Origin of the sequence: Kitasatospora sp. NPDC018619 (genome assembly GCF_044391605.1) — a bacterium.
GTDB lineage: Bacteria > Actinomycetota > Actinomycetes > Streptomycetales > Streptomycetaceae > Kitasatospora.
In genome coordinates this window covers 209,711-235,038 of record NZ_JBISAI010000001.1, presented here as the reverse complement: position 1 = coordinate 235,038, position 25,328 = coordinate 209,711, and the positions used below count along the sequence as shown (strand labels likewise).

Sequence of the window (25,328 nt, the reverse complement as noted above, 5' to 3'; positions counted from 1 at the left end):
GTGCCCCGCGGGACGGGCTCGGCCATTAGGTTAGCCTTACCTTATGACATTGTCGCAAGCCGGCGTCCCCACGGCGCCCCCCGACAGCGCGCCGGACTCGCCGCCACCGGGCCGCGGCCGGCGCCCCGAGGGCGCCCGCCCCACCTGGCCTGCCGTCACCGCGGCGCTGGTGCTGCTGCTCGCCCTGGCCGCGCTCTCGCTGTCGGTCGGCGCCGGGGAGGTCGGCCCCGGGCGGGTGCTGGACTACCTGCTGAACCGCGACGGCGCCCGCGCCGACGGCCGGCTGGCCCTGGTCGTCGGCGACCTGCGACTGCCGCGCACCCTCACCGCGCTGCTGGTCGGCGCCGCGCTCGGGGTCGCCGGGGCCCAACTCCAGTCCGTCACCCGCAACCCGCTGGCCGAGACCGGCCTGCTCGGTGTCAACGCCGGCGCCTCGCTGGGCGTCGTGCTCGGCATCGCCGTGCTCGGGGTGCAGACCTCCTTCGGCTACCTCGCCTTCGCCTTCGGCGGCGCCGTGCTCGCCAGCACCGTCGTGCTGCTGGTCGCGAGCACCCGCGGCGGCGGCTCGCCGATGCGGCTGGTGCTCGCCGGCTCCGCCGTCGCGGCGATCTTCCGCGGGCTCACCGACGTCCTGATCGTCAACTCCCCCGAGGCGTACGAGCGCTACCGGGTGTGGGTGCTCGGCTCGCTGGCCGGGGTGGAGGGCTGGACGACGCTGCGCCAGCTCGCCCCGGTGCTCGGCGCCGGCTTCCTGCTCGCCGCCCTCACCACCCGGCCGCTCACCGCGCTCGCCCTCGGTGACGACCTCGCCCGCGGCCTCGGCCACCGGCCCGGCGCCATCCGGGCCGCCGTCGCCGTCGCCGTCACCCTGCTGACCGCCTCTGCGGTGGCGCTGGCCGGGCCGGTCGCCTTCCTCGGCCTGCTCTCCGGGTTCCTCGCCCGCACCCTCGCCGGGCCCCGGGTCGGCCGGCTCACCGTGCTCGCCGCGCTGTTCGGCGCCGCCGTGCTGACCGGCTCGGACGTGCTCGCCCGGGTGGTGGCCCGGCCCTTCGAGGCGCCGGTGTCGGTGATCGTCGCGTTGATCGGGGCCCCGGCGCTGATCGCGATCGTCCGCTCCCGGCACTCCGCCGCCCTGGCCATGGGCGACCGGACCGAGTCCGCGCCGCCCGCCGCGCGCCGGGCCGAGCCCCCGCCCCCCAGGCCCGACGTGACGCTGCGCTACGGCGCCTGGTCGCTGCTGCTACCGTACCGGGCCCTGCTCGCCTCCCTCGGTCTCGCGGCGGCCCTGCTGGCCGCCGTGGTGGTCTCGGCGCACGCAGGGCAGAGCGAGCTCGACCTCGCCCGCACCTTCCGGGCGGTGTTCGGTTACGGAGACCGGCTGGACGTGCTGCTGGTGCAGAAGTTCCGGCTCGGCCGGATCGTCGCCGGGCTCGCCGCCGGGGCAGCCCTCGGCCTGGCCGGCTGCCTCACCCAGACCCTCGCCCGCAACCGCCTGGCCACCCCCGAGCTCCTCGGCGTCAACGACGGCGCCACCGCCGCCGTGCTGATCTCGGCCGGCACCGCGGGCACCTTCGGCGCCTGGTGGGCCGGGCCGCTCGGCGCGCTGGTCGCCGTCCTGGTCGTCACCCTGGCCTCCGGCGGGCTCGGCGCGCGCGGCTACCGGGTGCTGGTGGTCGGGCTCGCCATGTCGGCGCTCGCCTCGGCCGTCATCCAGGTCGCGATGGCCCGGCGCTCGCTCAACTCGGCGAGCTCGCTGTACATCTGGACCAACGGCAGCCTCAACGGCCGCGATCTCGCCGTCGCCGCGCCCGTCCTGGTCGGGCTGGCGGTGCTGGTGCCGCTCGCCCTGGTGGCGGCCCGGCGGCTCGCGGTGCTGCGCTTCGACGACAGCGTCGCCTCCGCGCTCGGCGTCGACCCGGGCCGGGTCCGGCTCGCCTGCCTGCTGCTGGCCGTCGCCCTGGCCGGGCTGGCCGTCGGCGTCTGCGGCCCGGTCGGCTTCGTGGCCCTGGCCGCGCCGGTGATCGCCGGACGGCTGGCCGGGCCCGCGCGGGTGCCGGTGCTCGGCTCCGCCCTGACCGGCGCGCTGCTCGTCGTGCTCGCCGACACGCTGGGGCGGGTGCTGTTCGCCGGGGTGGAGATCCCCGTCGGCATCGTCACCACCGTGCTCGGCGGCCCCTTCCTCCTCTGGGTGCTGCTCGGCCGCAAGGGCAGCCCGTCCTGAGCCTCTTGGAGTCAACGCTGTGGAATCCCCGCTCGTCGTCCTCGACCCCGAGGACCCCGCCTACCGCCTGGTCACCTTCACCCACCCGGGCGGCGACTGCGACGGCGTGCTCGCCCTGCTGCACACCGTCACCGACAAGGACCGCCACGCCGGGGACCTGACACCACATCTGATGAAGCGTCAGGCCGACGGCAGCTGGGCGATCACCTACCGGCTGCGCGCGGACCACCGCGCCTCCTACCAGCTGTACCCGTTCCGCGGCGAGGCCCCCGGCACCACCCGCCCGGACTGGCTGCGCGTCCTCGACCAGGCCCGCCCCGACCCGTACGACACCGAGCCCCGGCTGCCCGCCCGCGACGGCCGCCACCCCTCCTCGGTGCTCAGCCTGCCCGCCGCCCCCGCGCAGCCGTACGTGCGGCGGCGCGAGGGCGTGCCGCGCGGGCAGACCCTCGCCCGCACGGTGGCCGGGCGGCGGGTGGACGTCCACCTCCCGGCCGGGCACCGGGCGGACGGCGGGCCGTACCCGGTCGTGGTCCTGCTGGACGGGGAGATGTGGGGCGAGGTGCTCGCCGTCGGCGACACCCTCGACAACCTGGCGGCGGACGGCGCGATCCCGCCCACCGTCGCCCTGCTCGTGCACACCATGGGCCCCCGGCGGCCGGACGACCTGAGCTGCAACCCGGCCTTCGTCGACCTCCTCGCCGACCGCCTCCTCCCCTGGGCCGCCGCGGAGTTCGGCGCGAGCGGGGCGCCGGCCGACACGGTCGTCGCGGGCCAGAGCGCCGGCGGCCTCACCGCCGCCTACGCCGCCTACCGCCGCCCGGACCGCTTCGGCAACGCACTCTGCCAGTCCGGCTCCTTCTGGTGGCCCGACGAGACCGAGTTCGACGCCGGCAGCGAGTGGCTGACCCGCCGCTTCGCCGCCGAGGAGCGGCGCCCGGCCCGTTTCTGGATCGAGGTCGGGCTCCAGGAGTGGATGCTTCTCGGCCAGAACCGCCACCTGCGCGACGTGCTGACCGCGCGCGGCTACGACCTCGCCTACCGCGAGTTCAACGGCGGGCACGACTACGCCTGTTGGCGCGGCGGGCTGGCGGACGGGCTGGCGGCGCTGCTCGGCCGGGCCGGCGGTTCCCGGCCGGAGCCGCCGACGGCTGCCTGACCAGCGCCGGCGCGTCACGTCCGAAACGCCTCCGCCGGCCCGGCCCCCGCCGGGCCGGCGGTCACCCGTAGGGATGGTTTCGGTCGATTCGCACACATCCCAAGAGTGGGGCGCCTACCGTCGAGGACCACACCGGATGACCTTGGGGGTCAGCGATGAACGCGTCCTCGTCCGCCACGCCGCCGCCGATGTCCTGGCGGTACTGCGGCAACCAGATCAAGCTGTGGCGCACGCGTGCCGGCGTCAGCCGCGACGACCTGGCCGCCGAGGCCGGGTACAGCATCGAGAGCCTGCGGTCGATGGAGGCGGGCCGGCGGAAACCCTCGCTGCACGTGCTCCAGGTGGCGGACGACATGTGCGACGCGAAGGGGATTCTGGTGGCGGGGGCCCAGTTCCTGGTGCCGGAGAAGTACCCCCACTTTGCCGAGGAGTACATGCGCTACGAAGCCGAGGCCATCGTCATCCATTGGTTCGAAGCGCTGCTCATTCCAGGACTCCTTCAGACCGAGGAGTCCGCTCGGGCCCTCCTCAATGCGCACTGGCCGCCGCTCGATGACGAAACCATCGAGGAACGCGTTGCGGCGCGACTCGCGCGCCAATCCGTCCTGACGACCCAGACGAAGTCGTTCAACTTCCTGATCGGCGAAATGCCGCTCCGAAGCCCCCTCAGTACCGGAGAAGCCCACAAGCATCAGCTCCTTCACCTGTTGACCGTTGGGGGAGCACGTCACATCGTTATTCAAGTCGTACCAAGCGCGGGCTCGCACCCGGGATTGAATGGCCCCTTCATCCTGCTCGACAACCCGGAGCACCAACGGCTGGCGTACGAAGAAGGACAGGCAATGGGTCTGCTCCACTCTGAGCCCGGGAAGGTAAGCCTTCTGAGCCAACGCCATGCGATGATCCTCCAACGGGCCCTCAACCCCGAGGACTCGGCTGCTTACATCGCCAAGTTGGCGGAGGATCTATGAGCACCGAACTGACCTGGTTCAAGTCCAGCCACAGCGGAACCGAGGGTGGCGCCTGCGTCGAGATCGCCCTCGTACCCGGCGCCGTCCGCGTCCGGGACTCCAAGGACAAGGCTGGCCCCCAGCTCGCCTTCACCCCCGAGGCGTGGGCCGACTTCGTCTGCTTCGCCCGCGCCGCCACCCCCGGAGCCGGCCAGTCCCGATAGGGAATCAGCCCGGGCGTGCTCCGAATCCGAGCCTACGGTGCGGACCGCACCGTAGGCTCGGCGGACCGATGTGGATGGAGGGGTCGGGCGCACGGGTCATGTGCTGGGTGCCCGAGGTGTTGGCCGAGGGCGGCCGGGGTGGCTTGTCCGGCGATCCGGGCGGGCACCAGACTCGGGGCCATGGCGACTGATCGAACCACCCGGACCGTCGGGGCCGGCGTCGGGCTCGTCCACCTCCAGACGGGGGCGGGGGCCCTGCCGACGGCCTTCGAGGTGCCCGTCCGGGTGCTCTCGGTGGCCGCGTTCCTCGGCATCGTCGGGGTCGGGCAGTGGTGGGGCGGCCGAGAGGAGCCACCAGACCGCCCCGCCGGCCCCGCCGGCCTCCTACGGCGGCCCGCGGTGCGCGTCCTCGGCGGGGCGGTGGCGCTGTGCTGGGCCGCCGGTCTGGCGCTCGCCCTCGGCGGCGCCCCGGCGGCCGCCGCCGGGACGGCCGCCGGGATCGTCCCCGGGGCGCTGCTGCTGGGCTCGGTGTGGTGGTGGGCCGCCCGGCCCCGGCGCTCCGTGCCCGGGCGGCCCACCCGCTGAGGGCTCAGTCCTCCGGCGGCGGGCCCGGGGCCTCGGCCGGGAGCCGGAGCGCCAGCAGGGCGCCGGCGGCGACCAGGGCGGCGGTGAGCAGGAGCGCGAGCCGGTACGGCCCGGCGCCCGTGCCGTCGCCGAGCGCGGCGATCAGCGCGGCGGTGGCGGCGATGCCGAGGGCTCCGCCGAGGGTGCGCAGGATGGTGAACAGGCCCATTGCCCGGCCCATGGCGGGGCCGGGGACGTCGGCGAAGCCGGCGATCTGGACGGTGAGCACGGCCGTCCCCAGGACCAGGCCGACGCCGAACATCAACGCCCTCACGGCCCAGGGGTTCTCGGCGAAGCCCAGGCCCGCGAGCACCAGCGCCGCGAGCAGCAGCCCGGGCACCGCGAGGCGGCGCGGGCCGAGCCGGGGCAGCAGGCGGTCCACCACCTGCGAGGCGGCCATCAGGCCGAGCGCCTCCGGGAAGACGCTCAGCCCGGCGTCCAGCGCCGAGGCACCGCGCGCGGCCTGGACGAGCAGCGGCAGCGCGAACAGGGCGCCCATCAGCCCGGCCGAGGTCAGCAGCGCCAGCCAGCTCGCCGCGCCGAAGGTCCGGTCGGCGAGCAGCCGCAGGTCCACCAGCGGTTCACCGGCCCGCAGTTGGTGCCGCACCGCGGCGCCCAGCAGGGCCAGGCCGAGCAGCCCGCCGAGGGCCACCCCCGGGGAGGCCCAGCCGTGCGCGGGGCCGAAGCCGAGCGCGTAGGTCAGCAGGCCGAGGCCGGGGGTGGCGAGCAGGAAGCCGGTGGTGTCGAAGCGGCCGGCCGGGGGCTCCTGCCCGCTCCGCAGGCCGATCACCCCGACCAGCACCGCGGCCGCCCCGATCGGCACGTTGACCAGGAACAGCCAGTGCCAGGAGAGGTGTTCGGTGAGGAAGCCGCCGAGCGGCGGCCCCAGTGCGGGCATCAGCGCGGTCGGGACGATCAGGACGCGGCCGAGGCCCGCCCGCTCGTGCGGGGCGAAGGCCCGGAACAGCAGCGTCATCCCGACCGGGGTGAGCAGCCCGCCGGCCACCCCCTGGACGGCCCGGGCGGCCGACAGCGCGCCCAGGCCGGGTGCCGCCGCGCAGAGCGCGGAGGCGAGGGTGAAGACGGCGAGCGAGCCGAGGAAGACCCGCTTGACGCCGTACCGGTCGCCGAGCCAGCCGGCCACCGGCAGGCCGAGGGCGAGGCCGACCAGGAAGGCCGTCTCCACGGCGTTCGCCGCCGAGACCGGCCGGCCGAAGTCCTCGGCGATGCTGAACAGCGCGGGGTTGACGATGGTCGAGTCCAGGCCGTTCATGCACATCGCGGCCGTGTAGACGACCACCACCGCGGCGCGCCCCGCGAGCAGGGGGCGCGCCGGGGCCCCGACCGCCGGAGGGGTCACAGGGTGGTCCAGTGCGTGCGGACCCACTCCAGGGCGGCGGCCCGCTCGCACGGCCCGTGGGCGGTGCTCCAGCCGGCCGGGACGGCGGCGAAGGCGGGCCACAGGGAGTGCCGGCCCTCGGGGTTGACGAGCACGAGGAACTCGCCGTCGGCGTCGAAGGGGTTGGCGGGGGCGTCACTCATCGGTGGTCTTCTCCATCGTGGGTCCGGTTGTCGGACTGCTTGAGGTGGTCGGCGATCACGCCCGCGATGTGCGCGATCGGGGCGGGCAGGGTCATGTCCTTGTGCGAGCAGGCCACGTCGGTGTTGTCGATCCGGCCGGACACGTACGGCTCCCAGAGCTCGGGCACCAGGGTCTCGTCGATGGTGTCGACGGTCGCCCGGAAGAACAGCACGTCGCCCTCGAAGCGGCGGTGGTCGTAGCCGCGCACCAGGTGGTTGGTGTTGAGGTAGATGCCGTTCAGCGCCGCCACGGTGGCCTCGTCGAGCCCGGCGAGCGGACTGCCCTCGCGACGCAACAGCTCGGTGACGGCGCCGAGTTCGAGCGGTCGGCCGTCGAGGTCCGCGGGCCCGAAGCCGCCCATGGTGAGCAGCGCCTCCAGCGCCTCGGCCTGGTCGGGGACGGGCAGCTCGCGGAAGCCCTCGGCGGGGTAGGCGTCCAGGATCGCGAGCAACTCGACTTCCTGGCCCAGCTCCTGGAGCCGGACGGCCACCGCGTGGGCGATGATCCCGCCGGTGGACCAGCCGAGCAGCCGGTACGGGCCCTCGGGTTGGACCTCGCGCAGCCGGTCGGCGTAGTGCGCGGCCAGCTCCTCCAGCGTGGCGGGCAGGGGGAGCCCGGCGGTGGCGGCGCCGACGCCCTGGGCCTGGAGGCCGTAGATCGGCACCTCCCCGGGCAGGTTGCGGATCAGGCCGGTGTAGCACCAGCTGAGGCCGCCGGCCGGGTGCACGGCGAACAGCGGGCGCTGCCGGCCCGGGGCGACGGGCCGCAGCGGGAGCAGGACGTCCAGGGCGTCGGTGTCGGGCGCGCCCTCCGCGAGGGCCGCGTCCAGGGCGGCCACGGTGGAGGCCTGGAACAGCGCGCCGATGCCGACCTCCAGGCCGAGCACCTCGCGGATCCGCCCGGCGAACCGCACGACCAGCAGCGAGTGCCCGCCGAGGGCGAAGAAGTCGTCCTCGACGCCGACCGCGGCCACGCCCAGCACCTCGGCGAACAGCTCGCACAGCTGCTGCTCGCGCGGGGTGCGCGGGGGGCGGCCGGCGCCCGTCGCGGGGGCCTCGGGGGCGGGCAGGGCGCGGCGGTCGAGCTTGCCGTTGGCGGTCAGCGGGAGGCGGTCGAGCAGGACGACGGCGGACGGCACCATGTGGGCGGGCAGTCCGGCGGCGGCGTGGGCGCGCAGGTCCTCCGGCGACGCACCCGCGGCCGTGGCCGGGCCGCCGCCGGCCGCGGCCACCGCGTAGCCGACCAGCCGCCTGTCCCCCGGCACGTCCTCGCGGACCACCACGGCGGCGTCGGCGACGGCCGGGTGGGCGGCCAGCACGGCCTCGATCTCGCCGAGTTCGATCCGGAAGCCGCGCAGCTTGACCTGCTGGTCGGCGCGGCCGAAGTACTCCAGGACGCCGTCCGGGCGGCGCCGGGCGAGGTCCCCGGAGCGGTACATCCGGGTACCGCGCTCGCCGAACAGCTCGGCGTACGGGTCGGCGACGAAGCGGGTGGCGGTCAGCTCGGGGCGGCCGAGGTAGCCGCGCGCCAGGCCCGCCCCGGCCACGTACATCTCGCCGGTGACGCCGGGCGGGACGGGCTGGAGGTGCCGGTCGAGGACGTAGACCCGCAGGTCGGGGATGTTGACGCCGATCGTGCTGCTGCTCCCGGCGGCGGCGCTCGCCCGGTCCAGGGCGATGTACGAGACGTGCACGGTGGTCTCGGTGATGCCGTACATGTTGACCAGCACGGGCGCGTTGTCGGCGTGCCGGTCGTACCAGTCGTCCAGCCGGGCGAGTTCGAGCGCCTCCCCACCGAACACCACGTAGCGCAGGGCGAGTTCGCTGCCGGGGCGGTCCCGGTCGGCGGCGCTGAGCTGGTAGAAGGCGGACGGCGTCTGGTTGAGCACGGTGACCCGCTCGCGGGCGAGCAGGTCGAGGAAGGCCGCCGGGTCGCGGCTGACCAGGTGCGGGACGACGACCAGCCGGCCGCCGTGCAGCAGGGCGCCCCACAGCTCCCAGACCGAGAAGTCGAAGGCGTAGGAGTGGAACAGCGTCCAGACGTCCTCGGCGCCGAAGCCGAACCAGTGGTCGGTGGAGCGGAACAGCCGGACCACGTTGCGGTGGGTGACGGGCACGCCCTTGGGGCGGCCGGTGGAGCCGGAGGTGTAGATGACGTACGCGGTGTCCTCGGCCCGCAGTGGACGGGTGCGCTCGTGCTGCGCCAGCGGGACGGCCGGGAAGGCGGCGGGCTCGGGGCCGTCGACCAGGAGTTGCCGCACCTCGTGGGCGGGCAGCCGGGGCGCGGTGGCGCGGTCGGTGAGCAGGGCGGCCGGGGCGGCGTCGGCCAGCATGTAGGCCAGCCGGTCGGCCGGGTAGTCCGGGTCGAGCGGCAGGTACGCGGCGCCGGACTTGGCCACCGCCAGCAGGGCGACGACGAGGTCGAGCGAGCGCGGCAGGGCGAGCGCGACGATGGTGCCGGGGCCGATGCCCTCGGCGGCCAGCAGCCGGGCCAACCGGTCGGCGCAGGCGGCGAGTCCGGCGTAGTCGAGCTGTTCGTCGCCGTAGCGGACGGCCACGGCCGTCGGGTGGGCGGCGGCGGCCGCCTCGAAGAGCTCGGGCAGGGTGGCGCCCGGGTGGGAGGCGGCGGGGGCACCGGCGGGAGCGGTGTTCCAGTCCACCAGGGCGCGCTGCCGCTCCTCGTCGCTGATCAGCGGCAGCAGGCCGATCGGGGTGTCGGGGGCGCTCGCGGCGGCGGCGAGCAGCCTGGCCAGGCGCTCCGCGAGGGCGGCCGCGGTGGCGGCGTCGAAGAGGTCGCTGCGGTACTCCAGGAAGCCGCCGAGGCCGCCGCCGGGCAACTCGCCGGCGTTCAGGGTGAGGTCGAACTTGGCGGTGCCGCTGGGGATCGCGGCGATCTCGGCGGTGAGGCCGTCGCCGAGGGCGACCGGCTCGTCCGGGCGGCTCTGCCAGGCGAGCATCACCTGGAACAGCGGGTGCCGGGCGAGCGAGCGGGCCGGGTTGAGCTCCTCGACCAGCCGCTCGAAGGGCAGTTCGGCGTTCTCCTGGGCGTCGAGCACGGTGGCGCGGACCCGGGCGAGCAGTTCGCGGAAGGTCGGGTCCCCGGAGGTGTCGGTGCGCAACACCACCGAGTTGACGAAGTAGCCGACCAGCGCGGCGGTCCGCTCGTCCTCGCGCCCGGCCACCGGGGTGCCGACCGGGATGTCGGTTCCGGCGCCGTGCCGGGTGAGCAGGGCGGCGAGCCCGGCCTGGACGGCCATGAAGACGGTGCTGTCGGCGGCACGGGCGAGCCCGGCCAGGGCGGAGTGCGCCTCGGCCCCGAGGGCGAAGGGCACGGTGGCGCCGTCGTGGCCGGCGACGGCCGGGCGCGGGCGGTCCAGCGGGAGCTCCAGCTGGTCGGGCAGCCCGGCGAGCGCGGCGCGCCAGTGCTCGGTCTGCCGGACGGCGAGCGGGCTCGGGGCGTCGGTGGTGCCGAGCCGCTCCTGCTGCCAGACCGCGTGGTCGGCGAACTGGACGTCCAGCGCGGGCAGTTCGGGCTCCCGACCGGCCGTCCTGGCGGCGTAGGCGGCGGCCAGGTCGCGCAGCAGCGGGGTGGTGGAGGCGCCGTCGCCGGCGATGTGGTGGAGCAGCAGGAGCAGGGTGTGCCGCGGTGCGCCCTCGACCGGCTGCGGCGCTCCGTCGGCGGGCTTCGGGGCGCCGTCGGCGGGCTGCGGGGCGTCGGTGGGGGCAGCCGGGCCGGTGAACAGCGTGGCACGCAGCGGCGGTTCGGCGGACAGGTCGAAGGCGTAGCGGACGGCATCGGACAACTCGCTGGTGCCGTCGTGCAGTTCGACGGCCGTGGGCGGCAGGATGCGCTGGTACGGCGTGCCGTCCGGCTCCTCCCCGTAGACGGTGCGCAGGACTTCGTGCCGGGCCACCAGGTCCCCGAGGGCGCGGGTGAGGGCGGCGCGGTCGAGCGGGCCGGTGAGGGTGAGCGCGAACGGGATGTTGTAGGTGGGGCTGGGGCCTTCGAGCCGGTGCAGGAACCACAGGCCGCGCTGGGCGGGCGAGAGCGGCATCCGCTCGGTGCGCGGCACCGGCACCGGGCCGGCGCCGCGCTCGGCCACGGCAGCGCCCGTGCCGGGGGCGTCCGCGCGGGGGGCCTCCGCGAGCAGGGCGGCGAGCCCGGCCGGGGTGGGCCGGCGGAACACGTCGGCGAAGCCGACCGGGGCGGCGAAGGTGTCCCGCAGCCGGGCGGCCAGCCGGCCGGCGAGCAGCGAGTGGCCGCCGAGGTCGAAGAAGGAGGCCTCCCGGCCGGGCGCCCGGGGCAGGCCGAGGACCTCGGCGAACAGGCCGCAGACCAGTTCCTCCTCGGGTGTGGCGGCCGCCGTGCCCGCGGCGGTCTCGGCGGGCTCGGGCAGGGCCCGGTGGTCGAGCTTGTCGTGGGCGGTGCGCGGCAGTTCGTCCAGCAGCAGGACGGCCGCCGGGACCATGTGCGCGGGCAGCCGGTCGGCGAGCGCGGCGCGCAGCCCGTCCGGGTCGGGCGCGCTGCCGCTCGCCGGGACGGCGTAGCCAAGCAGCCGCTTGCCCTGCGGGCCGGGGCGGGCGACCACCACGGCCTGGGCGACGCCCGGCAGTTCGGCGAGGACGGCGGCGATCTCGCCCGGCTCGATCCGGAAGCCCCGGATCTTCACCTGGTCGTCGGCCCGGCCGAGGAACTCCAGGGTGCCGTCGGGGCGCCGCCGGGCGAGGTCGCCGGTGCGGTACATCCGGCTTCCGGGGGGGCCGAACGGGTCGGCGAGGAAGCGTTCGGCGGTGAGGTCGGGGCGGCCGAGGTAGCCGCGGGCCAGGCAGGCGCCGGCCACGTACAGCTCGCCGGTGACGCCGTCGGGCGCGGGGCGCAGCGAGTTGTCCAGGACGTAGGCGCGGGAGCCGCGCACCACCCGGCCGCTCGGGGCGCCGTCCGGGCCCGGGGTCCAGGCGTAGGCGTCGACGGTGGTCTCGGTCGGGCCGTAGAGGTCGACGGGGTGCAGTCCGGGGACGGCGGCCAGGCGCTGCCAGAGGGCGGGCGGGGTGGCCTCGCCGCCGACCACGAGGACGGACGGGCGGTGCCGGCCCTCGTCCAGGATGCCTTCGGCAAGCAGGACTTCGAGGTAGGAGGGGGTGAGGTCGAGGTAGTCGATGCGCTCGCGGTCGAGGTGGGCGGCGAGCGCGGCCGGGTCGCGGTAGGTGGCGTCGTCCAGCAGGTGGAGCTCGTGGCCGTGGACCATCCAGAGCACCGGGTCCCAGGAGGCGTCGAAGGCGAACGAGGCGCTGTGGGCGACGCGCAGCCGGTCCCGGCCGGTGCGGCGCACGGCGGGGGCGACGTGGTCCTCGCCGAGGCCGGCGTACAGGTTGGCCAGTGAGGCGTGGGTGACCACCACGCCCTTGGGGCGGCCGGTGGAGCCGGAGGTGTGCAGAATGTAGGCGGGCTGGTCGGGCCGCGGGGCGGGCAGGGCCGGGGCGGTGGCAGCGGGCTCGTCGTCGTGCACCTCGTCCGGCCGGAGGGTGGGCAGGCCGGCGGGCAGGCCGAGCCCGGCGAGGTCCGCGGCGGCGCCGATCGCGCAGACCGGGCGGGCGTCGGCCAGGACGGCGGCGAGGCGCTGCGCGGGGTGGGTGAGGTCGAGCGACACGCAGGCGCCGCCCGCCTTGAGGACGGCGAGCATCGCGACCAGGGTGCCGGTGCCCCGCGGCAGGGCGATCGCCACCGGCGCGCCGGCCCGTACGCCCCGGGCGGCCAGCCGGCGGGCGAGCCGGTCGGCGGCGGCGTCGAGCTGCCGGTAGGTCAGCGCCGTCGAACCGGAGCGGACGGCGACGGCGTCCGGGGTGCCGGCGGCCCGGGCGGCGAACAGCTCGGGCACGGTCCGCTCGACCGGGGGCTCGGTACGGCCCTCGGTGGCGCGGCGCAGGGCGTCCGGGTCGAGCAGGTCGATCCGGGCGATCGGCGCCTGCGGGTCGGTGAGCAGCAGGTCGGCGAGGGCGTCGAGGTAGCGCAGCAGGCCGTCGCGGTGGGCGGCGAGGGAGGCGGCGCCGTAGCGGGCCGGGTCGGCGTCGATGGCCAGGCGCAGCGCGCCGTTCGGGCCGGGCGAGATGTTCAGGGCGAGGTCGTCGACCGGCCCGGCGGCGAGGTTGCGGACGGTGCCGGGCAGGCCGGCCAGGTCGAGGTCGCCCTCGAAGGCCTTGATGTTGACCATCGGTCCGAACAGGGCGCGGCGGTCGCCGGTGCGGCCGAGGTCGCGGCGCAGCTCCTCCAGCGGGTAGCGCTGGTGGCGGCGGACGGAGCGCAGCTCGCGGACCACGGCGCGCAGCAGGGCGTCGGCGCTGTCGGCGGGGCGGACGGCGAGGCGCAGCGGGAGCACGTTGGCGGCGGCGACGGGGGTGCGCAGGGCGGCCGGGCCGCGGCGGTTGGCGAGCGGAAGGCCGAGGACGACGTCCCGGGTGCCGGTCAGGCGGTGCAGGTAGCCGGCCGCGGCGGCGAGGAGCAGTTCGGCCCAGGTGGCGCGGACGGCGCCGGCGGCGCGCTCCAGACGGTCGCGGGTGCCGGCGGGCAGCTCGGCGGTGAGGCGGATCGAGGTGGCGGGGGCGGGCGGTGCGGCGAGTGCGGCGGGCTCGGGGGCGCCGGGGAGGGTGGCCGGGGTGTCGGCGTCCGCCATCCGGGCGGTCCAGTGGGCGCGGTCGGCCTCGTACTCCGCGCTCTCGCGGTAGGCGGCCTCCTCGGCGGCGGCCTCGGCGAGCGTGGCGAAGGGGTTCGGCGCGGGTTCGGCGCCGGTGGTGCGGGCGGTGTAGAGAGCGGCGACCCGTTCGCCGAGGAGGGTCAACGCGTAGGCGTCGACGGCGAGATGGTGGATGCGGCGGTACCAGATCCGGCGGTCGTCGGCGAGCCGGACGAGCGCGTGGGTGAACAGCGGGCCCGCGGAGAGGTCGGCGGGGCGGGCGAGGTCGGCGCGCATCCAGGCCTCGGCCGCGGCGTCCGGATCGGCGGCCGCGCGCAGGTCGAGGCGGTGCAGCGGCCAGCGGCCGGCGGGGCGCAGCCGCTGGCGGGGGGTGCCGTCCGGGCCGGTGACGACGACGGCGCTCAGCGCCTGGGCCTCCTCCACCGCCTGCCGCAGGGCGCGTTCGAACCGGTCCTCGTCGAGCGGGCCGGTGATCTCGACGGCGTCGCCGGTGTTGTAGAGCGGGCTCGCCGGGTCGAGGGCCTGGAAGTACCAGATGGCGGCCTGGGCCGCGAGCAGGGGGATGTCGGCGGCCTGGGGTTCGACGGTCTGGCTGTCGGCGATCTGGGTTTCGGCGGCAGGCATGGGGTGGAGAGCTCCTCGGGGATCCGGAACGCCTTACTTAGGTTAGCCTAATCTAACTTCATCGGAACTGGTCAACGGCCCTGCGGGCCCGAGGCCCTGACACCCCGGAGACGCGCCCATGCCCCCGACCGAGAACCGGCCCCAGACCCGGACCGGAGCCCCGCCCGGCCCCGGTGCCGACCGCCTCGCCACGGCCCGGCAGGCCGTGCGCGACCGCGTCCACGCCCACCGCGGGGAACTGCTCGCGCTCAGCCGCCGGATCCACGCCCACCCCGAGACCGCCTTCGAGGAGCACCTGGCGGCCGCCTGGTGCACCGACCTGCTGCGCACCCACGGGTACGCGGTCACCGCTCCCGCCCACGGCCTGGCCACCGCCTTCGACGCTCGCCTCGGCACCGGGCCGGTCACCGTCGCACTGGTCTGCGAGTACGACGCCCTGCCCGGGCTGGGCCACGCCTGCGGGCACAACCTGATCGCCGCCGCCGGGCTCGGCGCGGCACTCGGGCTGGCCCCGTACGCGGACGAACTCGGGCTCACCGTACGGGTGATCGGCGCGCCGGCCGAGGAGCGCGGCGCGGGCAAGGCGCTGCTGCTGGAGGCCGGGGCGTTCGACGGGGTGGACGCGGCGATGATGGTCCACCCGTGCCCCGTCGAGGTCGCCGACTTCCGCTCCTTCGCCCTGGGCACGCTGTCCGTCCGCTACACCGGGCGTGCCGCCCACCCGAGCCTCGACCCGCACCGGGGGCGCAACGCCGCCGACGCGCTCACCGTCGCCCAGGTCGCGATCGGGCTGCTGCGCCAGCAACTCCCGCCGCACTGGCGGGTGCACGGCATCACCACAGCGGCCGGCACCGCGCCGAACCTGATCCCGGACAGCGCGAGCGCCGAGTACGAGATCCGGGCCTCGGCGGCCGAGGACCTCGCCGAACTGCGCTCCCGAGTCGAGGACTGCTTCCGTGCCGGGGCGCTCGCCACCGGCTGCGAGGTGGAGCTGACCCGGCCCGAGCCGGACTACCTGGACATGCGCTCCGACGCCCGGCTGCTGACGCTGTGGCGGGCCAACGCGGCGGCGCTCGGCCGGCCGGAGCCGGTCGAGAGCGGCCCGTTCGCCTGCACGGACATGGGGAACGTGTCGCACGCGGTGCCGTCGATCCATCCGGTGCTGGACATCACGGGCGGCGCCTGCGCCCCGCACGAGGCGGCATTCGCCGAGGCGGCGGTGGGCGCGAAGGCGGAACGGGCCGTGCTGGACGGCGCGGTGGCGATGGCGTGGACGGCGGCGGACCTGGCCTCGGAGGCGGGCGCGGGTGCGGGTGCGGGTGCGGCGACGGGCGGGCCGCGCTGACCGACGGGGGAACCGTCGACGGATTTCAGCGAACAGATAACGAAATCTGTTCGCTGAAATCTGTCTTCTGAAATCCGTTCGCCGCACGGCGTCACCCGGCTCCCCTGCCCGCCCTCACCCGCCGAGCAGCACCCCCGGTGCCACCCGCACCGCCGTGACGCCCAGTTTCCGCACCAGCGCCCCGACCTCGCCCTGCTGCCGCGGGTCGGCGAGCACCACCGCCGCCCCCGTCCGCAACGGCCACAGGTACTCCCAGAGCGGCAGGCCCAGCTGCAGCACCCGGTCGCCCGGCCCGAGCGGGTGGGCCGCCTGGAGCTCGCGCACCCGGCGGTCCGCCTCGGCATGGGTGAGCCGGACGGCCGTCGGGTGCCCGCCCGGCCCGTACCCGACGCACAGCAGGTGGTGCGGGGTGAGCGCCCGGGGCGGATCGGTGGGCAGCTCGCCGTCCGTCTCCAGCCCGGCCAGCGCCCCCGGCACCCCCTCCCCCAGCACGCAGACCGGCGCGTTCTCCGCGAGCAGCCGCTCCCGTCGCCCGGGCGTGTCCGTCGGGTCCAGCGGGAGGTAGGCCGCGCCGGACTTCGCCACCGCCAGCAGCGCCGTCACCAGCTCCGCCGGCCGCCGCAGGGCCGCCAGGCCGACGACCGCGCCCGGCCGTGCCCCCCGGGCGGCCAGGGCGCGCGCCAGCCGGTTGGCCGAGGCGTTCAACTCCCGGTAGCCGACGGTCTCCCCGGTCGCGAGCACCAGCGCCGGCGCCTCCGGCGTCCGCGCCGCCTGGGCCTCGACCGGCCCCACCGCGGTGGTCGCCGGGTAGCGCACCGTCCGGCGGGGTAGCACGGGCAGCCCCGGTGCCTCGGGGTACCCGGGAAGCCCGGACGGCCCCGACGGCATGGACACCCCCGACGGCATGGACGCCCCGGGCGGCATGGACGACCCGGACGGCACCGCTCCCAGGAGCGCGCTCCGGAGCACCTCACCCACCCCCGCCGCCGTCACGCCGCGCCCAGCAGCCGGGCCCAGGCCTCGATCGCCGGGCGCTCCGCGAGCTGGACGAACGCCACCTCGGCGCCCTCCTCCTGCCAGCGCGCGGCGAGCGCCATCAGCCGGATGGAGTCCAGCCCCCAGTCGACCAGGTTCTCGTCCAGCGGGATCTCCGCCGGGTCCTCCCCGAGCAGGTCGGCGACCTCGGCCCGGATCCGTTCCACCGTGAAGTCCGCGCCGCTCACTTGCCGCCCACCCCTTCGAGCTCCGCCGCCACACCGAGCGCCCCGAGCACGTCCCGGGCCGTGGCGACCACGCCGCAGCGCCCGGCCACCCAGGCCAGCGCGCCGCGGTGCTCCTCGGGGCCGAAGTCGGCGACCGCGTCGGCCACCACGAAGGCCCGCACGTCCTGCATCCAGGCGTCGCAGGCGGTGGCCTGCACCCCGATGTGCGCGTACACGCCGGTGATCACCAGCTGGTCCCGCCCCTGCTCGTGCAGCAGCCGGGCCAGCTCGGTGCGCACGAAGGCGCTGTACTTCCACTTGGTGAGCACGGTGTCGCCCGGGGCCGGGGCGACGGCGTCGGCAATCGCGGTGGCCCGCGGGTCGTCCGGGATGCCCGGGCCCCAGAAGTCCTGCTGGAGCCCGCGCTCGGCCGGGCTCTGCCCGCCCCGCTGCGCCGAGTACACCACGGGCACCCCGGCGGCCCGCGCGGCGGCGGTCAACGCCGCGACGTTGCCGAGCAGTTCGGGCACCGGAGCGGCCTCGGCGTCGAAGGCGTCCAGGAAGTGGTTCTGCAGGTCGTGCACCAGCAGCACGGCACGCGCCGGATCCACCGTCCAGGCGACCCGGTTGGCGGGCAGCTCCTCGGCGGCGGGCATGGGATAGCGGGGAATGCGGGGCAGGCCCACGGTGGTGTTCCTTAGCTAGACGGGGGGACCGGAAGGGTCAACGGGCGGTCAGGGAAGCGGCGATCGCGGCGCGCAGGTCCTTCTTGCTGACCTTCCCGATCCCGGTGGCGGGGAAGGCGGCGACGAACTCGACGCGGTCCGGCACCTTGTACTCGGCGAGTCCGCGCTGCCGCACGAACCGCTTCAACTCGACACCCTTCGGCGGCTGTTCGCGGTGTTCGGCGCGGAGCACCACGTAGGCGCAGGTGCGCTCGCCCAGGTACGGGTCGGGCATCGACACGACCGCCGCGTCGTGCACCGCGGGGTGCGCGAGCAGGTGGTTCTCGATCTCCTCGGCGGCGACCTTCTCGCCGCCGCGGTTGATCTGGTCCTTGGCGCGCCCCTCGACCACCAGGTGGCCGGTCGGGGTGCGCCGGACGAGGTCCCCGGTGCGGTAGAACCCGTCCGGCGTGAAGGACGCGGCGTTGTGCCCGGGCGCGTTCCAGTAGCCGCGGATGGTGTACGGGCCGCGGGTGAGCAGGTGGCCGGTGGCACCGTCGGGCAGGTCCCGGTCCTGGTCGTCCACCACCCGGACCTCGTCGTCCGGCGAGATCGGCCGGCCCTGGGTGGTGGTGACCACCTCCTCCGGGTCGTCCAGCCGGGTGTAGTTGACCAGTCCCTCGGCCATCCCGAACACCTGCTGGAGCGTGCAGCCCAGCACCGGGCGCACCCGGCGGGCCGCCTCCTCGCTGAACTTGGCGCCGCCGACCAGCAGCACCTCCAGGCTCTCGTAGCCGCGCGCGCCGCGCTCGGCGGCGTCCAGCCAGAGCAGCGCGAGCGGCGGCACCAGTCCGGTGATGGTCACGCCCTCGCGCTCGATCAGCGGGAAGGCCGTCTCCGGGGCGGGCTGCGGGCAGAGCACCACCCGGCCGCCCGCGTACAGCGTGCCGAGCGAACCGGGCGAGCTGAGCGGGAAGTTGTGGGCCGCGGGCAGCACGCACAGGTACACGCTGTCCCGGTCCTGCCCGCACAGCTCGACCGAGCCGCGCAGCGAGTAGATGTAGTCGTCGTGGGTGCGCGGGATCAGCTTCGGAACGCCGGTGCTGCCGCCGGAGAGCTGGAGGAAGGCGACGTCCCCGGGCCCGGGCCCGCCGCCGAAGGCCTCCGGGCCGGGCCCGTCGCACGGCACGTCGGCGAGCCGAACGTGCTCCCCCGGGTCCTCGCCGGCCACCAGCACCAGGCGCAGCGCAGGGTTCTCCGCCCGTACCCGGTCGGCGAGTTCGCGGTAGTCGTAGCCGCCCTCGACGGCCGGCACCACGTACGCCGCCGCGCCGGTGAAGGAGCAGAAGTACCCGATCTCGGCGTACCGGTGGGCGGGCAGCGCGAAGACCGGCAGCGCGCCGATCCGGAACAGCGCGAAGACCACCTCGAAGAACTCGGCGGCGTTGGGCAGCTGGACCACCACGCGGTCCCCGGCGCGGATGCCGCGGGCGAGCAGCCCGGCGGCCATCCGGTCGGCCCGGCGGTCGAGTTCGGCGTACGTCCAGCGGCGCTCCGCCGAGGCGACCGAGTGGCCGCCCGGATCGACGACGGCGGTCCGCTCGCCGTGCGCGGCGGCGCGCTCGCGCAGCATCCGACCGAAGGTCTCGCCGCGCCAGTACCCGGCGGCCCGGTAGCGCTCGGCGTACTCGGCGGGGTACGGGGTGAAGCCCGCCCGGACGGTCTCCAGCGGCGTCACCGGGCCACCCCCGCGGCATCCAGGAACGTACGGAACTTGGCGCTGGTCTCGGCGAGTTCGGCCTCCGGCCGGGACTGCTCGACCACACCCGCGCCGGCGTACACCCGCAGCGTCCGCCCGTCCGCCTCGGCGCAGCGGATGGTGACCACCCACTCGCCGTCGCCGGTCGCGTCCTCCCAGCCGACCATGCCGGTGTAGAGGCCGCGGTCGAAGGGCTCGACCTCGCCGATCACCCGGCGTGCGACGTCCGTCGGCGTGCCGCAGACCGCCGGGGTGGGGTGCAGCGCGCAGGCCAGCTCCAGGGCGGGGACGGTCGGGTCGGCCAGCTCGCCGCGGATCGTGGTGGCCAGGTGCCACATCGCGGCCGTCCGCACCAGGGTGGGCCGTTCGGGCACCTCCAGGGTGCGGCAGTACGGCGCCAGCGCCGCGCGGATGGCGTCCACCACGACGGCGTGCTCGTGCAGGTCCTTGGGCGACTCCAGCAGGGCGGCGGCCCGCCGGACGTCCTCGCCGAGGTCCTCGCTGCGCGGCACCGAGCCGGCCAGCGGGTTGGCCAGTACGGCCGTCCCCCGCCGGGAGAGCAGGAGTTCGGGGCTGGCGCCGACCAGGGTGCGGCCGCCGCCGGACGGGACGGCGAAGGTGTAGCCGCCCGGGTCGCGCCGGGCCAGCCGCTGCAGGACGGCGGGCAGGTCGACCGGCTCGGCGGCGCTCAGCTCCAGCGTCCGGGCCAGCACCACCTTGCTCAACTCGCCGCCGCGCAGCCGCTCGACGGCCGCCGCGACGCCCGCACCGTACGCCTCCGGCGCGGGCACGGGGGCGACCTGCCAGTCGGCCTGCCCGGCCGGCGGGGCGGGCAGGGCGATCAGCGGGTCGTCGCGTAGCGCCCCGGCGGTGCGCACCCGGGCGGGGACGGCCAGCTCGATCCGGCTGTCCCGGTCGAACGCCACCGCCCCGACCACCAGCGGCCGTTCGATCCCGGCGCGGCCGGCCTCGGCCAGCGTCTCGGCGACCCGCACTGTCAGTGGCCGCCCGTCCTGCGGCACCCGGGCGTGCACGCCGGAGCCCAGCAGGGTGCGGGTCGGCGAGGCGAAGAACGCCTCGTCGGCGCCGGCCCGGTACTGGCCGAGCAGTCCGCTGGCCGCGCCGATGACGGCGTGGTCCGGGCCCTCGGCGGTGACGGTCGCCGGGGCGGGGGGCCCGGCGGGTATCGGCCCGGCAGGGGCGTGGTGCACCGTGGTCACGGCGGGTTCTCCAGTCTGGGACGGTTCTACGGGAGGACGAGGAGGAGGTGCGGCGGCGGAGCGCTCAGGCGCGCAGCGTCGCGCCGCCGTCGACGTACAGGTCGTGCATGGTGATGTGGCGCGCGCGGTCGGAGGCGAGGAACACCACCGCCTCCGCGACGTCGGCGGGCGCGGCGATCCGGCCGAGCGGGATGCCGACCCGCCAGGCCGCCGGGTCGCCCTCGATCACCCGGCGTTCGGCCGCCTCGGCGTCCTCGCCCCACAGCGCGCGCTGCATCTCGGTGTCGGTCGAGCCGGGTGACACCACGTTGCACCGCACCCCGGACCGGGCGAGTTCCAGCCCCAGGCAGCGGGTGAACATGGTGGCCGCCGCCTTGGACGCGGCGTAGGCGGCCATTCCGGCCCGCGGCACCCCGGCGGCGTTGGAGCCGACGGTGACGATCGCGCCGCGCCCGCGTTCCGCCATCCGGCGGCCGACGGCGCGGCCGGTGTGGAAGACGCCGGTGCTGTTGACGGCGAAGGTGTCCGCCCAGTCCGCGTCGGTGAGTTCGACGACCGCGGCGGTGCGCAGGATCCCCGCGACGTTCACCAGTACGGCGAGCGGCCCGAGTTGGCGCTCGACCGACTCCACGGCCTCGTCCACGGCCCGGGCGTCCGAGACGTCCAGCGGGTACGGCCGCACCGACGGCAGCTCGGCCGCCAGGGCGTCGAGCCCGCCGGGATTGCGGTCCACCGCCGCGACGACGGCTCCCTCGGCCACCAGCGCCCGCACCACGGCCGCGCCGATGCCCTGCCCGGCCCCGGTGACCATCGCGACGGCACCGGCGAATTCGGACTGTTGCTGCACAGGACATCCCCTCCGACCAGCAAGATTAGGCAAGGCTAACCTAACACAGCTGTTCGCCTGCGCCGAGTGCCTGTGCGAACGTCAACTCGCCCCGACGGACCGACCGGGGGCGGCGGGGTGGCACGGATGCGGACACGGACACCGGGCACCGGGCACGACGAGGCCGCCCGACCCCGGACGGGTCGGGCGGCCTCGGTGCACCGCGGTCGGCGGTGGCCTCCGGCGCCACCCGCACGGGCGGCGAGGGCGTCGGAAGCGGAACGGTAAACAGGGAACGGTGAACGGAGATCCGGAAACGGGGGCCCGGGAACGGGGTGGGGGAACGGGGCAGGGAACGGGGTCCGGGCGCGCACCGCCAGGGCACGACGAGGTGCTGACGGCCTGTCAGCTCCCGCCGTCCGAGCGGCGGGCGCCCTCAGTGCGCAGCGGCGGGGGCCGTCGAGGCCTTGGCGGGTGCCTTGGCCGGAGCCGTGGGCGCCTTGGGCGGGGCCGTGGCGGCGGTGGAGGCCGTCGAGCCGGCGGGCGGGGCGGCCGGGGCGGAGCCGGCGGGCGGGGCGGCCGGGGCCGGGGAGAGGCCGGTGCAGCCGCGCAGGCCGTCACGGCGCCTGAGGGCGGCCTCGGCCGTGGCGCCGGTGACCGGCTGGGGGATGCCCTTGTCGTCGATGGTGGCCGGGGTGAAGGCCTCGCCGGTCACCTTGCCGTCGGCGGTGAGGGTGAGGGTGGTGACGCCGGTCTCGTTGGAGTTCGCGTAGTTGGAGGTGCCGTACCAGAGGAAGTTGCCGAAGCCGTACCCGATGTAGGTGTCGCCGAGCATGCCCGAGCCGACCATGGTGTGGGCGTGGGTGCCGACCACGGCGGTGGCGCCGGCGGCGGCGAGCTTCCTGGCGATGGCGGTCTGCGGGCCGGTCGGGCAGGCCTTGCCCTCGTCGCCCCAGTGCAGGTAGACCAGCACCACCGGGGCCTGCTGCTTCGCCGCCTCCACCGCCTTGACCAGCGCCGGGGCGTCCAGCGCCGAGGCTATGCCGGGCTTGTCGGCGCCGGCCCGCCACTTCTGGTTGGTGAGGTCCTCGACCTGGCTGGCGGCGACCACCGCGACCTTCACCCCGCGCACGGTGGTGACGTACGGGGCGTACGCCTCCTTGGCGTTGCGCCCGACACCGACGACCGGGATCGGCGAGGAGTCCTTGGCGGCGAGGGTGTCGGTGAGGCCGTCGGCGCCGAAGTCCACGGCGTGGTTGTTGGCCATCGAGACGACGTCGACCCCGGAGTCCTTGAGCGCCGACAGCGCCTTGGGCGAGGTGCGGAAGGTGTACGTCTTGGGCTCCGGGGCGCCGCGCCCGGTGATCGCGGTCTCCAGGTTGAGGACGGACAGGTCGGCGTCCGCGAGGGTGCGGGAGATCGGGCCGAGCGCCTGCTCGGGCGCCTGGACGGCCAGCCGGGCCCCGGTGCGGCCCTCGAAGTGGACGTCCCCGGCGAAGGCGACGGTGATGGTGCCGTCGGGCCGGGGCGGGGCGCTCTTGCCCGCGGCCGCGCCGGTGGGCGTCCCGCCCGGCGCCGGGGACGTGCCCGGCGGGACGGCGGCCGCGGAGGCCGGGGCCGGGTCGGGGTCGTCCGGCCCGCAGGCGGCGACGGCGGTCAGTCCGACGAACAGCGCGACGGCGGCCGCGGCACGGCGCATGAGTGGATCCCCCCAGGATGATGCAAGAGCGGTCAGCCTACGCCACCGAATCACCACCGTTCGGACCCGAGCCCGCAACACTCCGGCCACGAACGCACAGGACGACCCCGGCCCCCAAGCCGACGGCGACCACCCGGCCTGGCCGGCCAGGCCGGCCAGGCCGGGGGCGGTGCTCCGGGCCCGTCCGTCCCAATCGCCCCGCCCGACCCGGCCACCACGTCCCTGGCGCGCGGGCGGGAGGGCGCGCAGCGTGGTGTAAGGAAGGGGGTCGCACCGAGGCCGGGAGGTGTGAGGTGATGGGTGCACGTCCCGTGGAGCACCGGATCGTGGTCGGGATCGACGGCTCCGACCCGTCGAAGGCGGCGCTGCGCTGGGCGGTCGGCCAGGCCGTGCTGACCGGGGCGGTCGTCCACGCGGTGGCGGCCTGGGAGTACCCCTCGCTGTACGGGTGGTTCGCGCCGATGGTCGACGACGGCTTCGAACGGACCGCCCGCCGCACGCTGAGCGCCGAGATCAACGAGATCCTGGGCCCGGACCGCCCGGTGGAGGTCCGGGAGAGCCTGGTGCTGGGCCACGCCGCCGAGGTCCTGCTGGAGGCGGCCGAGGGGGCCGACCTGCTGGTGCTGGGCAGCCGGGGCCGGGGCACCTTCGCCCGGACGCTGCTGGGCTCGGTGTCCACCCGGTGCGCGGTGCACGGGGTGTGCCCGGTGGTGATCGTCCGCGCCGACGGGACGGCGGCCGCCCCGCCGGGCACCGTTGCCGTCGGCGGCGGTGCCGAGCAGCCCGCCCCCGGAGCCGTGCGCACCAAGGACTGGCAGCTCACCCTGCACGTGGTCGAGGACGAGGACACCACCCGGGTGCACGCCGTGCTGGACGCCGACGGCGACGTGCTGCACAGCGACGCGCTCTCCCGCCGCAACCCGCGCGACGCCCCGGCCCCGGAGGTCGGCGACGAGTTCGCGGTCGGCCGCGCCCTGGTGGACCTCGGCCACCAGTTGCTGCGGGCCGGCGTCCACGGCGCCACCGGGCCCGCGGAGGAGTGAGCCCCCGGCCGTGGGAGGCGGGAGCCGTCTTGGCGCGGGCGGTGGACCGGGGCGCGGGAGATAGGCCATGGCGCGGGCGCTCGGCCATGGCGCGGGCGCTCGGCCATGGCGCGGGCGGCGGGGTCCTCGTGTGGGCGGCGCCCGGCCGGGTGCGCCATGCTGGATCACCGCTGGACTCATCGCTAAACCACCGCTGGACTCGCCGCTGGACCGTGGACCACCCGACCCCCGAGCACCGCCCCCGCCGCCCCGCCCCGACCGGAAGAGCCGCGCCCCCATGGACACCACCCCGGCCCCCGAGGCCCCCGCCCCGGACTTCACCCCCGACGAGCGCGCCCGGGGCCGCGCGCTGCGCCGCGCCCAGCTGCCGTGGGCGCTGGGCGGGCGGCTGGCGGGCCTGGCACTCAGCCTGCTGCTCGGCCTCACGCCGGCCGGCGCAGCCCTGGTGACCGCCGTCGGCGGCTGGTTCGGCGGTTCCCGGACGGCCGGGGTGCTGGCCGGCGCGGCTGCCCTGGTACTGCTCGGCCAGGCGCTGCGCCTGCCGTTCGGCGCCGGGGCCCGGACGGTCCGGGCCCGGTACGGACTGGTGACCCAGGGCTGGGCCGGCTGGGCGCTGGACGCCGTACGCGGCCTCGTGCTCACCCTGGCCCTGGCCCTCCCGCTCGCATGGGGGCTGTTCGCCCTGACCGCCCGGTCGCCGCAGCGCTGGTGGCTGCCGGGGGCGGGCGCGGCGGCGCTGCTGGCGGTCGCGCTGTCCTTCCTCCACCCGCTGCTGATCGAGCCGGTGTTCAACCGCTTCTCCCCGATGCCCCCGGGGGAGCTTCGCACCGCGCTGCTGGCCCTGGCCGGGCGGGACGGCGTCCGGGTGCGGGACGTCCTGGTGGCGGACGCCTCCCGCCGCACCACCGCGCTCAACGCGTACGTCTCCGGCTTCGGGGCGACCCGCCGGATCGTCGCCTACGACACCCTCCTGGCCACCGCCGAGCCGCGCGAGGTGGAGCTGGTGGTCGCGCACGAGCTGGGCCACGTCAAGCACCGGGACGTGCCGCTCGGCACCGCACTGGGGGCGCTCGGCGCGGCCGGCGCGGTGGCCGTCCTCGGGCTGCTCGCCGGCTGGCGGCCGCTGCTGGACGCCGCCGGGGCGACGGATGCGGCGGACCCCAGGGCCCTGCCGCTGCTGGCGGCGCTCGCGGCGCTGTTGGGCGCGCTGTCGGGCCCGCCGCAGTGCGCGGTGAGCCGCCGGATCGAGGCCAGGGCGGACCAACACGCGCTCGAACTGACGGGGGATGTCGGACAGTTCGTGGCCATGCAGCGCAGGCTCGCGGTGGCGAACGTCTCCGATGTCGACCCGCCGCGGGTGCTTGAGCTACTGTTCGCCACTCACCCGAGTGCGACCAGCCGGATCGCCGCCGCCCGCGCCTGGCAGACCGCACCGGGGCGGCGGGCGCCGGAACGGCGCGCGACCCCGGGCAGATCCGTTGTATAGTGCAACAAAAA

The 25,328-nt window shown here is 76.3% G+C and carries 18 protein-coding genes; 8 read left to right on the top strand and 10 right to left on the bottom strand.

All coding sequences use genetic code 11. The features are described 5' to 3' along the window. Positions 1–43 precede the first annotated feature (43 nt). The 5 genes from fhuB to ACH5AR_RS00820 all read left to right on the top strand — a co-directional run bounded on the left by fhuB (position 44) and on the right by ACH5AR_RS00820 (position 5,139). Positions 44–2,221, top strand: coding sequence for a Fe(3+)-hydroxamate ABC transporter permease FhuB (fhuB, locus tag ACH5AR_RS00840; protein ID WP_396299195.1), 2,178 nt, complete (start codon positions 44–46; stop codon positions 2,219–2,221). A gap of 19 nt (positions 2,222–2,240) precedes the next feature. Next, the gene (gene fes, locus ACH5AR_RS00835) at positions 2,241–3,380 is read left to right on the top strand and encodes an enterochelin esterase (RefSeq protein ID WP_396299194.1); all 1,140 of its coding nucleotides are present in this window, start codon (positions 2,241–2,243) and stop codon (positions 3,378–3,380) included. Between the two features lie 155 nt (positions 3,381–3,535). Next, complete coding sequence (locus tag ACH5AR_RS00830) at positions 3,536–4,351, top strand: helix-turn-helix domain-containing protein (RefSeq protein WP_396299193.1); 816 nt, start codon at positions 3,536–3,538, stop codon at positions 4,349–4,351. Beyond that, complete coding sequence (locus ACH5AR_RS00825) at positions 4,348–4,554, top strand: DUF397 domain-containing protein (protein WP_396299192.1); 207 nt, start codon at positions 4,348–4,350, stop codon at positions 4,552–4,554. Before ACH5AR_RS00830 ends, ACH5AR_RS00825 begins: the two co-directional genes overlap by 4 nt. A 180-nt stretch (positions 4,555–4,734) precedes the next feature. Next, entirely contained in the window at positions 4,735–5,139 is a 405-nt protein-coding gene (locus tag ACH5AR_RS00820) for a hypothetical protein (RefSeq protein WP_396299191.1), read from the top strand. A 4-nt stretch (positions 5,140–5,143) separates the two neighbouring features. On the opposite strand, the gene ACH5AR_RS00815 is transcribed toward ACH5AR_RS00820, so the two are convergent. Genes ACH5AR_RS00815 through ACH5AR_RS00805 form a run of 3 tightly spaced genes read right to left on the bottom strand, consistent with a single transcriptional unit; the run spans position 5,144 to position 14,072 of the window. Continuing rightward, a complete protein-coding gene (locus ACH5AR_RS00815; RefSeq protein ID WP_396299190.1) occupies positions 5,144–6,538 on the bottom strand; it encodes a DHA2 family efflux MFS transporter permease subunit in 1,395 nt (464 codons plus the stop codon). After that, the gene (locus ACH5AR_RS00810; RefSeq protein WP_396299189.1) at positions 6,535–6,720 is read right to left on the bottom strand and encodes an MbtH family protein; all 186 of its coding nucleotides are present in this window, start codon (positions 6,718–6,720) and stop codon (positions 6,535–6,537) included. The genes ACH5AR_RS00815 and ACH5AR_RS00810 overlap by 4 nt, the downstream gene beginning before the upstream one ends. After that, positions 6,717–14,072 (bottom strand): amino acid adenylation domain-containing protein, encoded by a 7,356-nt coding sequence (locus tag ACH5AR_RS00805; protein ID WP_396299188.1) that lies wholly within the window; start codon positions 14,070–14,072, stop codon positions 6,717–6,719. Before ACH5AR_RS00805 ends, ACH5AR_RS00810 begins: the two co-directional genes overlap by 4 nt. Positions 14,073–14,190: 118 nt before the next feature. On the opposite strand from ACH5AR_RS00805, the gene ACH5AR_RS00800 reads away from it, so the two are divergent. After that, on the top strand, positions 14,191–15,417 hold the full coding sequence (locus ACH5AR_RS00800) for an amidohydrolase (protein WP_396299187.1): 1,227 nt from the start codon (positions 14,191–14,193) through the stop codon (positions 15,415–15,417). A 114-nt stretch (positions 15,418–15,531) separates the two neighbouring features. Here the strand turns inward: ACH5AR_RS00800 and ACH5AR_RS00795 are convergent, their stop codons facing one another. From ACH5AR_RS00795 to ACH5AR_RS00765, 7 genes are all read right to left on the bottom strand, one after another. Then, positions 15,532–16,233: an AMP-binding protein gene (locus ACH5AR_RS00795; protein WP_396299186.1), complete on the bottom strand. Its 702-nt coding sequence runs from the start codon at positions 16,231–16,233 to the stop codon at positions 15,532–15,534. A 173-nt stretch (positions 16,234–16,406) separates the two neighbouring features. Next, positions 16,407–16,640 (bottom strand): phosphopantetheine-binding protein, encoded by a 234-nt coding sequence (locus ACH5AR_RS00790; protein WP_396299185.1) that lies wholly within the window; start codon positions 16,638–16,640, stop codon positions 16,407–16,409. Further along, positions 16,637–17,305: an isochorismatase family protein gene (locus ACH5AR_RS00785; RefSeq protein ID WP_396299184.1), complete on the bottom strand. Its 669-nt coding sequence runs from the start codon at positions 17,303–17,305 to the stop codon at positions 16,637–16,639. Before ACH5AR_RS00785 ends, ACH5AR_RS00790 begins: the two co-directional genes overlap by 4 nt. 37 nt (positions 17,306–17,342) lie before the next feature. Next, positions 17,343–19,022, bottom strand: a complete 1,680-nt coding sequence (locus ACH5AR_RS00780; RefSeq protein ID WP_396299183.1) for a (2,3-dihydroxybenzoyl)adenylate synthase — start codon at positions 19,020–19,022, stop codon at positions 17,343–17,345. After that, entirely contained in the window at positions 19,019–20,263 is a 1,245-nt protein-coding gene (gene dhbC / locus ACH5AR_RS00775) for an isochorismate synthase DhbC (RefSeq protein WP_396299182.1), read from the bottom strand. The genes ACH5AR_RS00780 and dhbC overlap by 4 nt, the downstream gene beginning before the upstream one ends. Before the next feature lie 64 nt (positions 20,264–20,327). Then, positions 20,328–21,110: a 2,3-dihydro-2,3-dihydroxybenzoate dehydrogenase gene (locus ACH5AR_RS00770; RefSeq protein WP_396299181.1), complete on the bottom strand. Its 783-nt coding sequence runs from the start codon at positions 21,108–21,110 to the stop codon at positions 20,328–20,330. 415 nt (positions 21,111–21,525) lie between these two features. Then, positions 21,526–22,788, bottom strand: a complete 1,263-nt coding sequence (locus ACH5AR_RS00765) for a CapA family protein (protein WP_396299180.1) — start codon at positions 22,786–22,788, stop codon at positions 21,526–21,528. Between the two features lie 296 nt (positions 22,789–23,084). Here ACH5AR_RS00765 and ACH5AR_RS00760 point away from each other — a divergent pair, with 296 nt between their 5' ends. Then, positions 23,085–23,831, top strand: coding sequence for a universal stress protein (locus ACH5AR_RS00760; protein ID WP_396299179.1), 747 nt, complete (start codon positions 23,085–23,087; stop codon positions 23,829–23,831). A gap of 277 nt (positions 23,832–24,108) precedes the next feature. Beyond that, positions 24,109–25,317, top strand: a complete 1,209-nt coding sequence (locus ACH5AR_RS00755; RefSeq protein ID WP_396299178.1) for a M48 family metalloprotease — start codon at positions 24,109–24,111, stop codon at positions 25,315–25,317. The last annotated feature ends 11 nt before the right edge of the window (positions 25,318–25,328 follow it).